Source organism: Actinopolyspora xinjiangensis, from assembly GCF_900104475.1.
Classification (GTDB): domain Bacteria; phylum Actinomycetota; class Actinomycetes; order Mycobacteriales; family Pseudonocardiaceae; genus Actinopolyspora; species Actinopolyspora xinjiangensis.
On sequence record NZ_FNJR01000011.1, the window covers coordinates 210552 to 220776 of the forward strand.

Genomic DNA, 10225 nt, shown 5'->3' on the forward strand with positions numbered 1-10225 from the left:
GAATGACCACTATCTCCCGGCGCGCGCGCCGCGTGGCGCGGCGCCCGCTCCAGACGCTGGACGGCCTGGGCGACCAGATGTCGTTCTACCTGCGGGTACTGGTGTGGCTGCCCAAGGCGGTCGTCCGCTACTCCAGGGAGGTGCTGCGCCTGCTGGCCGAGGTCAGCTTCGGCAGCGGCGCGCTCGCGGTGATCGGCGGCACGGTCGGCGTGATGATCGGCCTGACCATGTTCACCGGTGTGGTGGTCGGACTGCAGGGCTACGCCGCCCTGAACCAGCTCGGCACGGCGGCGTTCTCCGGGTTCGTCTCGGCCTACTTCAACACCCGCGAGATCGCGCCGCTCGTGGCGGGGCTGGCGCTGTCGGCCACGGTCGGTTCCGGGTTCACCGCCCAGCTGGGGGCCATGCGCATCTCCGACGAGATCGACGCGCTCGAGGTGATGGGGATCCCCAGCCTGCCCTACCTGGTCAGCACCCGGGTGACCGCCGGTTTCGTGGCGGTGATCCCGCTGTACGTGCTGGGGCTGCTCACCTCCTACCTGGCCTCCCGGGCGGTCACGATCTTCGTCTACGGACAACCGCCCGGCACCTACGACAAGTACTTCAACCTGTTCCTGCCGCCGCAGGACGTGCTGTGGTCCTTCGGCAAAGTGCTCGTATTCAGCGTGGTGGTGATCATGACGCACTGCTACTTCGGTTACCGCGCCAGCGGCGGCCCCGCCGGGGTGGGAATCGCCGTCGGCCGCGCCGTTCGCACCGCGATCGTGTCCACGGCCGTACTCGACCTGCTGCTGAGCCTCGCGATCTGGGGCTCGACGACCACGGTTCGGATCGCCGGATGAGCAGGCGCGGACCCGGACCGGTCAAGCGGCGCCTGATGGGCCTGGCGCTGCTGATGAGCATGGTGCTGTTCGTCAGCCTGACCGTGGCGATCTACCAGAAGGCCTTCAAACCCGTGGTGGAGGTGCGGCTGCGCGCCGAGTCCACCGGCAACCAGCTGCGCGAGCGCTCGGACGTGAAGGTGCGCGGAATGCTGGTCGGCAAGGTGCGCGAGGTGCGCGCCGACGGCGACGGCGCGACGCTGCGACTGGCGATCGAGCCGGACAAGGCCGACAGCATACCGTCCAACGTGACGGCCCGGCTGCTACCGAAGTCGCTGTTCGGCTCGCGCTACGTCTCGCTGAGCATCCCGGACGACCCCGCGGACACGAACCTGTCCGAAGGGGACGTGATCACCCAGGACCGCACCGAGACCTCGGTGGAGCTGCAGAACGTGCTCTCCGACACGCTGGAGGTGCTGCGCGCGGTGCGGCCCTCCGAGCTGTCGGCCACCCTCAACGCGCTGAGCACCGCGCTGGACGGGCGTGGCGAGGACATCGGCCGCACCCTCACGCGGCTCAACACCTACCTGGAGGGGATCAACCCCTCGATCCCGGACCTCAAACGCAACCTCCGCGAAGTCGTCGGATTCGCCCGCACCTACGAGCGGGCGGCACCGGACGTGCTCAACGCGCTGGACAACCTGACCACCACCTCCAGGACACTGGTCGAGCAGCGCGAACAGCTCAAGGTGCTGACCCGGCAGACCACGAGCACCTCCGACGACGTGCGGGGGTTCCTGGCCGAGAACCGGGACAACCTGATCCGGCTCAACTCCTCGGTGCGGCCCGCTATGGACGTGCTGGCCAAGTACGCGCCGGAGTACCGCTGCTTCCTCGACGACATGGCCGAGTTCATCCCCCGCATCGACCGCGCCTTCGGCAAGGGCACCGACGAGCCGGGGCTGCACATCACGATGGAGATCACCGCCGACCGGGGCAAGTACGTCCCGGGCAGGGACGAGCCGGTCTACCGGGACCAGCGCGGTCCCCGCTGCTACAACTTCGAGAACGCGCCCAGCCCGTTCCCGCAGTACCCGCCGGACGGGCCGGTCAAGGACGGTTCCTACAAGCCGCCGCCGGCCAAGACCTCCAACGGCGGGCTCAACCCGCCCTCGGGCGGCGAGGACTACCTGCCCACCGGCGGTGAGGGCTCCGGTGGCGCGGCGAGCACCTCCTCGCAGTCGGCCACGACCGCCGGCGAGGTCGTGAACTCGCCCGCCGAGCGCGAGTTCATCTCCACCGTGCTCGCGCCGACGATGAACGTTTCCCCCGAGCGGGTTCCCGGTTGGAGCTCGCTGCTGGTGGGGCCGCTGCTGCGCGGAAGCGAGGTGAGCTACCGATGAGCGGGCGCTCCATCACCGGTCCGCTGGTCAAGTTCACGGTATTCGTGCTGGTGACCGTGCTGGCCACCGGTGCGTTGGTCCTGACCATCGCCAACGAGGGGCTGCGGAGCTCGAAGAGCTACTCCGCGCTGTTCACCGACGTCACCGGCCTGAAGGCGGGCGACGACGTGCGGATCTCCGGCGTGAAGGTGGGCCAGGTGGAAAGCATCGGGCTGGTCGACCACGGAACGGCCAAAGTGGACTTCACCGTCTCCGGGCGGCGACTGCCGAAGTCGGCGCACGCGGCGGTGAAGTGGCGCAACCTGGTCGGGGAGCGCTACGTGTCGCTGCGGCAGGGTGCCGGGGAGGTGGACGAGTCGCTGCCCGAGGGCGGGACCATCCCGCTGGAACGCACCCAGCCGCCGCTGGACCTCAACGCGCTGCTCGGCGGCTTCCAGCCGCTGTTCGAGGCGCTGTCGCCGAAGCAGGTCAACAAGCTCTCCTTCGAGATCATCCAGGTGTTGCAGGGCGAGTCCGGCACCGTGGAGAGCCTGCTGTCGCACACCGCCTCGCTGACCAACACCATCGCCGAGAAGGACAAGGTGATCGGTCAGGTGGTCGAGAACCTCAACAAGGTGCTGACCACGGTCAACGACCGCCGTGATCAGCTTTCCGGACTCGTCTCCCAGCTGCAGGAGTTCGTCTCCGGGCTGTCGGCCGACCGCGGTTCCGTGGGCAGCGCCATTACCGCGATGGACGAGCTGACCAACACCACGGCCGGGCTGGTCGAACAGGCCCGGCCCCCGTTGCAGCAGGACATCGCGGGGCTTCGCGAGGTCTCGAAGAACCTCAACGAGAACAAGGCCGACGTGCGCGAGTTCCTGCGCAACATGCCCGACAAGCTCAACACCATCAGCAGGACCGCCAGCTACGGCTCCTGGTTCAACTTCTACGTCTGCGAGGTCTCCGGCACGGTCGGCGTGGGCGAGGCCGAGCTGCCCCTGCCGTTGCTGCCGGTCACCCAGCCGAGGTGTCGCCCATGAAGTCCTTCCAGAAACGCGACCCGATCAGGATCGGCATCGCCGGGCTGCTGGTGCTGGTACTGGGCTTCCTGCTCGCGATGAACTACAAGAGCCTGCCCTTCGTGTCCGGGACCACCTACACCGCCCGGTTCAGCGAGGCGGGCGGGCTCGCCGAGGGCGACACCGTGCGCGTGGCCGGGGTGAAGGTGGGCTCGGTCACCGGGGTCGAACTGGAGAACGCCCACGTCAAGGTGAGCTTCGACGTGCGCGACGCCTGGGTGGGCGACGGCACCGTGGCGGCCATCAAGGTCGGCACGCTGCTGGGCAAGAAGTACCTCGCCCTGGACACCAAGGGGCAGCGGCGGCAGTCGCCGTCCGATCCCATCCCGTTGCGGCGCACCATGTCGCCCTACGACGTCATCGAGACGTTCAGCCAGCTGTCCGAGACCGTCGGGAAGGTAGACACCGCCCAGCTGGCCAAGAGCTTCCGCACCCTCTCGGACACCTTCGAGGGCACCTCCGAGGAGACGCGCGGCACGCTGCGGGGGCTCTCCCGGCTGTCCAACACCATCTCCGAGCGGGACCGCCAGCTCAAGGAGCTGTTGGACAAGACGAACAAGGTCGCCACCACCGTCGCCGAACGCAACACCGAGATCGAGAAGCTGCTGCGGGACGGCAACCGGCTGCTGGCCGAGCTGCGGCAGCGCAGGGACGCCATCCGTTCGCTGCTGGACGGGGTCACGGAGCTCTCCCGACAGCTCACCGGGCTGGTGGAGGACAACTCGGACCAGCTCGGCCCCGCGCTGCGGCAGCTGGACGAGGTGACCGAGTTGTTGCGGCGCAACCAGGAGAACCTCGGCGAGAGCATCGAGCGCATGGCGCCGTTCACCCGGCTGTTCTCCAACGTGCTCGGCAACGGCCGCTGGTTCGACGTCTACCTGTGCGGCCTGCTGCCACCCGCCGTCGGCCCGATCAACCAGGAGGGCTGTCTGCCATGAAACGACTGGGCAAACCTCCCCTCACCCGGGGGCTGGCGCTGGGAAGCGTGCTCGCGCTGCTGGTCGCCGCCACCGTGTGGTGGGTGTTCCAGGGCGCGGACCAGCGCCGCATCGTCGCCTACTTCGACAACGCGGTGGGGCTCTACGAGGGCGGTGAGGTCCGCGTGCTCGGGGTCCAGGTGGGAAACATCGACACCGTGACGCCGCGGCCGAACCGGGTGCGGGTCGAGATGAGCGTGCGCCGCGACCTCGACCTCCCGGCCGACGCGGGAGCGGCGGTGATCTCGCCCAGCGTGGTCAGCGGCAGGTTCGTCCAGCTCACCCCGGTCTACCGGGGCGGGGCGAAACTGCCCCCCGGCGCCAGCATCCCGAACGAGCGCACCGTGACCCCGGTCGAGATCGACGAGGTCTACCGCAGCCTCGACGAGCTCTCCACCGCGCTCGGCCCCGAGGGGGCCAACTCCGACGGTGAGCTGAGCAGGCTGCTCGACACCGCCGCGAAGAACCTGAAGGGCAACGGCGAGCTGATCTCCCGCACCCTGCGTGACCTGGGGGAGGCGGGCAGTACGCTGTCCGGCAGCAGCGAGGACCTGTTCGCCACCGTGGACCAGCTGCAGCGGATCACCTCCAACCTCGCCGAGAACGACGGCCAGGTGCGCAGGTTCAACAGTCAGATGCGCGAGGTCAACAGCCTGCTCGCCTCCCAACGCGACGACCTCGACACGGCACTGTCCGAACTGGCCCTGGCGCTGGACGAGGTCGAGGCGTTCGTGCGGAACAACCGCGAGAAGCTGCACAGCAACGTCGAACAGCTCAACTCGGTGGCCGAGGTGCTGGCGCGGCAGAACGAGGCGCTGCGCGAGACGCTGACCAACGCGCCGCTGGCGCTGGGCAACCTGCAGAACTCCTACAACGCGGCCTCGGGAACCCTCGACACCAGGGCCAATCTCAACGAGCTGCGCCAGCCCCCGCTGGTGCTGCTGTGCAAGCTGTTCAAGCAGATCAGACCGGAGAGCCAGCAGGGCTCGCTGGCGAACGTGCCCGCCGGGCTGCGCGACGGCTGCGAGTCGGTGAGCTCCTTCCTGGGCGGCGGCGGTGAACTGCTCGACCCGGCGGAGACCATCGCCGAGATCCAGCGGGGCGGCAAGCCCGACCTGCCGTTGCCGCTGCGCAGCAGCAGCGACCAGCTGTTCCAGAGCTCGCAAGGGTCCGGATCGAAAGGCCAGTGATGTCCACGCCTCGCACCCAGCCCCCCTCCGCACCGCCGTCGAGCGCCCCCGCGCGGTTCGGCCCGTTGCGCCGGGCCTCGTTCGCGCTGCTGGCCACCCTGCTGCTGACCAGCGGTTGCGGCCTGAGTGACTTCAAGGGGGTGCACAGCCTGCCGCTGCCGGGCGGCGCCGACGTCGGGGACGACCCCTACACCGTCAAGGCGCGGTTCGACGACGTCACCGATCTGGTGCCCAACGCCGGGGTCCGGGTCAACGACGTGCCGGTCGGCCGGGTCTCGAACGTCGAGCTGGTCGAGGACACCTGGCGGGCCGAAGTGACCATGGTGGTCCACGACAAGGTCGAACTGCCGGGCAACGCGCTCGCCGAGATCGAGCAGTCCAGCCTGCTGGGCGAGAAGTACGTCGAGCTCTACCCACCGCCGGAGTCCGAGCGGCCCGAGGGCGAACTCGGCGACGGCGACGTGATCCCGAACGGGCGGACCGGGCGCGGCCCCGAGGTGGAGGAAGTGCTCGGGGCGCTTTCCATGCTGCTCAACGGCGGTGGCATCGCCCAGATCCAGAACATCGCCGAGGAGCTCAACAAGGCGCTCGACGGCAGGGAGGCGCGGGTGCGCGACCTGCTGTCCAATCTGGACCAGCTGGTCGGCGAGCTGGACGAGAGCAAGGGCGACATCACCGCCGCCCTGGACAGCGTCAACCGGCTCAGCGCGACGCTGCGTGAGCAGCGGGGCAACATCGACTCGGCGCTGCGCGACCTCGAACCCGGGCTGAAGGTGCTCAACCGCCAGCGGCAGCAGCTGGTGACCATGCTCGAATCGCTGGACAAGCTCTCCGGCGTCGCCACCGACGTGATCAACCGGACCAGACGGGACATCCTGCACAACCTGCGTCAGTTGCAGCCGGTGCTGCGCAACCTCGCCGCGGCCGGTTCCGACCTGCCGAAGTCACTGCAGATCCTGTTCACCTACCCCTTCACCGACGCGGCGGTGGAGGGCATCAAGGGCGACTACACCAACCTCTACATCAACGCCGACCTCAACATCTCGCGCATCACCGAGAACCTGGGGCGGAGCAGACAACCGCTGCTCGACCTGCCGGGGGAATCGAGCGGTTCCCAGCTCCCCGACATGCCGCTGCCGCTGTCCTCGGACCCCTCGGGCCGGTCCCCCGGAACCGCCGAACAGGGCGGTGAGCGGGACGGGCAACCGAGCCCCACCGAATCGCCGGAACCCACCGGCTCCACCGGCGAGGACGACTCCTCCGGTGGGGACGACGACGGCGGTTTCCTCGACTTCCTGTTCGGAGGTGACTGATGCTCACCCGCAAGGTACGTGTGCAGATCGCGGCCTTCCTCGCCGTGGCGCTGGTCGGGGTCAGCTACGCCGGAGCCAGGTACGCCGGGCTGGACCGGTTGTTCGGCCCGCGCGGCTACGTGGTGACCGTCCAGCTGGCCGACTCCGGCGGGATCTTCCCCAACGCCGAGGTCACCTATCGGGGAGTGCAGGTGGGGCGGGTGGGCGAGCTCGAACTCACCCCCCGGGGCGTGGAGGTCCCGCTCGACATCGAACCCTCCGCGCCCAGGATCCCCTCCGACGTGCGGGCGGTGGTGGCCAACCGCTCCGTGGTCGGCGAGCAGTACGTCGATCTGCTCCCGAACAACGACGAGGGGCCCTACCTGCACGACGGGTCGGTGATCCGCAGGGAGAACACCGACACACCGCTTCCGGTCGAGGACCTGCTGGCCAACTTGGACTCGTTCGTCGAGTCGGTGCCCGAGGACTCGCTGCGTACCGTCGTCAACGAGCTCGGCACCGCCTTCGAGGGCAACGGTGGGAACCTGCAGCGGATACTGGACACCACCGGTGAGTTCACCGCCGAGGCACAGCGTCACCTGCCGCAGACCAGGAAGTTGCTGTCCGACGCGACCACGGTGCTGGGCACGCAGAACGACCAGGCCTCGGCCATCAAGTCCTTCAGCGAGGACCTGCGGCTGGTCTCGCGACAGCTGGAGAAGTCCGACGGCGACATCCGCGCCGTGCTGGACCGGGCCCCGGAGGCCGCCAGGCAGGTGAGCGGGGTGCTGCGCCGCACCGGCCCCGAACTCTCGGGGCTGCTGGCCAACGGCGTCCCCACGGCACGCGCGTTGTCGGACAACAGCGCGGGCCTGGAGCAGATGTTCGTCACCTACCCGGCGGTCAGCGCCGGTGGGTTCACCGTCGCTCCCGGCGACCGTTCGGCCCACTTCGGGCTGGCGCTCAACATCTTCGACCCGCTGCCGTGCGTCTACGAGAGCACCGAGCGTCGTGCGGGCAACGAGCTGGGCGCGGTGCCGCTGAACACCGACGCGCGCTGCGAGGTGCCGGAGGGCAGTCCCACCGCTGTACGCGGAGCTCACAACGCACCTGGTAACTGACGACGACACCGAGGCGAGAACACGAAACCTCCACCGGCCACTCCGGTGGAGCGCGTCGAGGACGGCAGGTTCCCGGCCCGTTCTGGAAGGAACTCCTTATGAGATCGGCAGTCTCGACACCGCCGCGTCCCCGCCGCCGGCGGATGTTGCCGGTGGCGGTGGTACTGCTGCTGGCCAGCCTGCTCGCGGCCGGCGGGTTCGGGGTTTCCTGGGCACTGGCGGCCAACGACTCCTCCGTGCAACTGGCGGCCACCCGCGACCGGGTGCTGCGGGCGGGCAGACAGGCGGTGATCAATTTCAACTCGATCGACCACCGCCGGGTACGGCAGGACATGAGCCGCGCCATCGAGGGCACCACCGGCCCGCTGCGGGAGGTTCTCAAGAGCAGCCGCGAGCAACGCGTCGAGCGGGTCACCAAGAACAAGTCGGTGACCGAGGCCGAGATCCTGGCCTCGGCGCTGACCGAGTTGAACGAGCGCCAGGGCAAGGCCCGGATGATCGCCAGCTACAAGATCACGAAGACCGAGGACGGCGGCAAGCCGACTACGAGCCGCTGGCGGGTTCGGGCCGAGCTCAGCAGGACCGACGGGCAGTGGAAGCTCAGCCGGATGACCCCGAGCGCCGGGTGAACGGCGGAGATCGACTCCGCGTCGGCGTCGCCTCCGGTGCGCGACCCCGTGACACCAAGTCGGTAACGCAGTTCTCGTACAAGGAGAGTGCCGTGAGCAGTTCCCGCCGTCCCACCCGCCGAGGCCGAGGCGGCTCCGCCGTGCGCAAACCGCGCGTGGCCGGTACGCGCAACCGCGCCACCGCCGACGAGGACCCCCGGAGCGGTGGGGCCCCCACGGTGCGGCGAGACGCGACGTCCGGCACCGCGACCGTCCCGGAGCGCGAGTCCGCCGAGCCGGACGCGGGGGCCGAGCCGCGAGTTCCCGCAGACGGGAGCGGGGAAACGAGCACCGGATCCGACGGGCCGGGGTCTTTGGCCGAGGAGTCCGACGTTCGGGACGAGCAGGACTCCGAACCGGAGCACGAGAGCTCCGCGCGGGCGGAGGAGACCGCCGAGCGGAACCACGCCGGGTTACGGGCGGGGATCGAGGACGGCACCGCCGGGGCGGAGCCCGTCGAGACCGAGGCGGGGAGCGGCGCGGAACGGGACGAGGGTGATCCGGCGGAGGACTCGACGACGGCCCCGAGCCCCGAGGCGGGTGGCTCCGAAACGGGAAGCACCGAGGAGGCCGGTTCCGAGGACGGCAGCGCCGAGGAGGGCAGTGCCGCCGCCCGGAGCGGCGCGGAACGGCGCCGCGGGAAGGCGCTCACGGCGGTGCTGCTGGTGTTGACGGTGGGGTTCACCGGCTTGGCCTGCTGGTTCCAGTACTCCGCTCACACGCTGCGTCACGGTGGGCCCGCCGCGAACCGGGCACTGGTGGACGAGGCGGCGACCAGCGAGGTCAAGGGGCAGATCAGCGAGAAGGTGGAGAAGATCTTCTCCTTCGACTACTCCGACATGGACAAGACCGACAAGGCGGCCGACCGGATTCTGGTCGGCGAGGCGGTCGGGCAGTACGACAAGATGTTCAAGACGGTGCGCGAGCAGGCCCCGAAGCAGAAGATGGTGCTGACCACCACCACCGCCGAGTCCGGGGTGACGATGTTGCGGGACGGTCGCGCCGAGGTGCTGCTGTTCGTCAACCAGAACGCCACCCGCACCGGCGACGGGGAGGGCGGCGTCTATCCGGCGCAGCTCAGCGTGGTCGCGGTGAAGCGCGGCGAGGAATGGAAGATCAGCAGCATGACGCAGCTGTAGGTTCGCTGCGAGACCACGGCCGGTCGTCGGACGTCGCGGGCCCCGTTCGGTGCGGTGTGAGCAGGGTCGTCTGTTCCCGGGGCCCGCGCGGCTCGGGGCACGAGCACGAGGGGAGCACCCCGCCGCCCGAAGCGCTCCCGGCTCGGCGGTCGGTCCCCCCGAACCGGCGGCGGGGTGTCGCTGGACCAGCGGAGGATCGTCCGGGAGCTCCTTTCGCGGTCACAGTGGCCAGTGGGTGGGGTTGTGGGGGTGGTCGATCCAGAGCCGTTGGTGGTGTTGGGTGGCGGTGATGCCGAGGCGGGGCCAGTCGGGTTTGCCGTGGGTTAGCCAGGTCTGGTGGGCGTGTTCGACGGGTTCCCACAGTGGGGTGGGTCCGGTTTCGGTGACCTCGTATCGGTTGTTCGTGGTGGTGAGGGTGATGTCGGTGGTGGAGCCGTCGGGGGCGGTCATGGTGGCCGCCGCCGGTCGGCCGGTGTCCGGGTCGAGGCGCATGCCGATCGTGACTCCGTCGGGCAGGCCGTGGAATTGGGCCAGCAGCCAGACCACGCGGTTG

General features: G+C 69.5%; 9 protein-coding genes and 1 pseudogene. 9 read left to right on the top strand and 1 reads right to left on the bottom strand.

Annotation, left to right across the window (positions count from 1 at the left end; all coding sequences use genetic code 11):
• Nucleotides 1–2: 2 nt before the first annotated feature.
• The 9 genes from BLQ75_RS17485 to BLQ75_RS17525 all read left to right on the top strand — a co-directional run bounded on the left by BLQ75_RS17485 (nt 3) and on the right by BLQ75_RS17525 (nt 9672).
• On the top strand, nt 3–842 hold the full coding sequence (locus tag BLQ75_RS17485; RefSeq protein WP_092603657.1) for an MlaE family ABC transporter permease: 840 nt from the start codon (nt 3–5) through the stop codon (nt 840–842).
• Entirely contained in the window at nt 839–2224 is a 1386-nt protein-coding gene (locus tag BLQ75_RS17490; protein WP_092603659.1) for an MCE family protein, read from the top strand. The genes BLQ75_RS17485 and BLQ75_RS17490 overlap by 4 nt, the downstream gene beginning before the upstream one ends.
• Nucleotides 2221–3246 carry an MCE family protein gene (locus BLQ75_RS17495; protein WP_092603661.1) on the top strand — a complete coding sequence of 342 codons (1026 nt, stop codon included), beginning with the start codon at nt 2221–2223 and terminating at the stop codon, nt 3244–3246. The genes BLQ75_RS17490 and BLQ75_RS17495 overlap by 4 nt, the downstream gene beginning before the upstream one ends.
• Nucleotides 3243–4223 (top strand): MCE family protein, encoded by a 981-nt coding sequence (locus tag BLQ75_RS17500; RefSeq protein ID WP_092603663.1) that lies wholly within the window; start codon nt 3243–3245, stop codon nt 4221–4223. The genes BLQ75_RS17495 and BLQ75_RS17500 overlap by 4 nt, the downstream gene beginning before the upstream one ends.
• Complete coding sequence (locus tag BLQ75_RS17505) at nt 4220–5452, top strand: MCE family protein (protein ID WP_092603665.1); 1233 nt, start codon at nt 4220–4222, stop codon at nt 5450–5452. The genes BLQ75_RS17500 and BLQ75_RS17505 overlap by 4 nt, the downstream gene beginning before the upstream one ends.
• Nucleotides 5452–6765 (top strand): MCE family protein, encoded by a 1314-nt coding sequence (locus BLQ75_RS17510; protein ID WP_092603667.1) that lies wholly within the window; start codon nt 5452–5454, stop codon nt 6763–6765. The genes BLQ75_RS17505 and BLQ75_RS17510 overlap by 1 nt, the downstream gene beginning before the upstream one ends.
• Entirely contained in the window at nt 6765–7865 is a 1101-nt protein-coding gene (locus tag BLQ75_RS17515) for an MCE family protein (RefSeq protein WP_092603669.1), read from the top strand. The genes BLQ75_RS17510 and BLQ75_RS17515 overlap by 1 nt, the downstream gene beginning before the upstream one ends.
• A gap of 98 nt (nt 7866–7963) precedes the next feature.
• Entirely contained in the window at nt 7964–8494 is a 531-nt protein-coding gene (locus tag BLQ75_RS17520; protein ID WP_244515663.1) for a hypothetical protein, read from the top strand.
• Nucleotides 8495–8586: 92 nt separating this feature from the next.
• Nucleotides 8587–9672, top strand: coding sequence for a prolipoprotein diacylglyceryl transferase (locus BLQ75_RS17525; protein ID WP_139183020.1), 1086 nt, complete (start codon nt 8587–8589; stop codon nt 9670–9672).
• 219 nt (nt 9673–9891) lie between these two features.
• Here BLQ75_RS17525 and BLQ75_RS17530 read toward each other — a convergent pair.
• Nucleotides 9892–10225, bottom strand: a pseudogene (locus tag BLQ75_RS17530) (methyltransferase domain-containing protein); the annotation flags it as partial.